The sequence below is a fragment of the Endozoicomonas sp. SESOKO3 genome, assembly GCF_024606255.1.
On the sequence record NZ_JAHHPR010000502.1, the window covers coordinates 1 to 1,000 of the forward strand.

The window sequence follows — 1,000 nt, forward strand, 5'->3', positions numbered from 1 at the left end:
TCATTGCCAATCGCAGACGCTTCGTTAATATCATTGCCAACCGCAGACGCTTCGTTAATATCATTGCCAACCGCAGACGCTTCGTTAATATCATCTTCAAGCTGTTGGCTCGTCAGATCACTTATCTGATGCCAGAACGCAGGCCAAAATTGAACGTCATGGGCATTCCACGCTTCTATCCGCTGATTAGCCTCCCGAAGATAAGGCTGGGAAGCGGGTGTTTTCAGCGTTTGTTTTTCTTCTTCCGTCAGGGGAAATACGCTATTGGCGTCCACGCCTGTCGGGCCAAACTCATCATTAAACCAGCATTGCTGCCAGTATCGGTACAGTGACCGGTTGAGAATATCCTGCGACTCATCCGGCTCCGGCGAAAGACCGGATGCCTGCCATCTGGCCTGAGCGACCCTCTTAATGATTTCCGTTTTGGCTTTCTCTCCGTCCAGACGAGTGTTAATGCGAATTTCATGGCGTTTTTCATCAATACTGTTGCGATTACTGCGTCGTATCAACCAGGGCCGATCAATGCCCGATACCGTTTGGGTGAACCATTCGCACAGTCCGGAATCAAGTGTTTCTTTACTAATGGCAAGAGCCGATGACTCGGGCAGTTCCTCCAGTGACAGGTGGGCGGCCATCAGGTAAAGCCGGTAGTGCTGATTGAGGCATTGATGAAGTGCTTTTTCGGTAAAATCGCCTCCTCTGAGAACCGCTTTGGCGACATTCTGTAAATCGCGACTGGTTGGCTGTAACGGCAGGTTTTTCCGTTTCAGGCAAGCCCTTAGCTGACAATGTTGTTTTGTCAGCTTTTCGGCCACGGTTTTCCCCTCGGGGGTCTGTGGCAACACTTTCTCAGCAATGGCCTGCAATTCTTCCGGGTTATACTGCCGGATGGGCAGATGTCGGAAACGCCCTTTCAGCGCCGGTGACAGGGGTTTTCTCCCGCTATACTCAGGCGGGTTGATGGTGGCAAACAGATGGAAACCCGGATGGGCGTCACCGG

General features: G+C 51.7%; 1 protein-coding gene. It reads right to left on the minus strand.

Going from position 1 to position 1,000, the window contains the following annotated elements; translation table 11 throughout:
- A partial coding sequence (locus tag KDK18_RS08775) for a hypothetical protein (protein WP_257254524.1) occupies positions 1 to 1,000 on the minus strand: 1,000 nt, incomplete at both ends.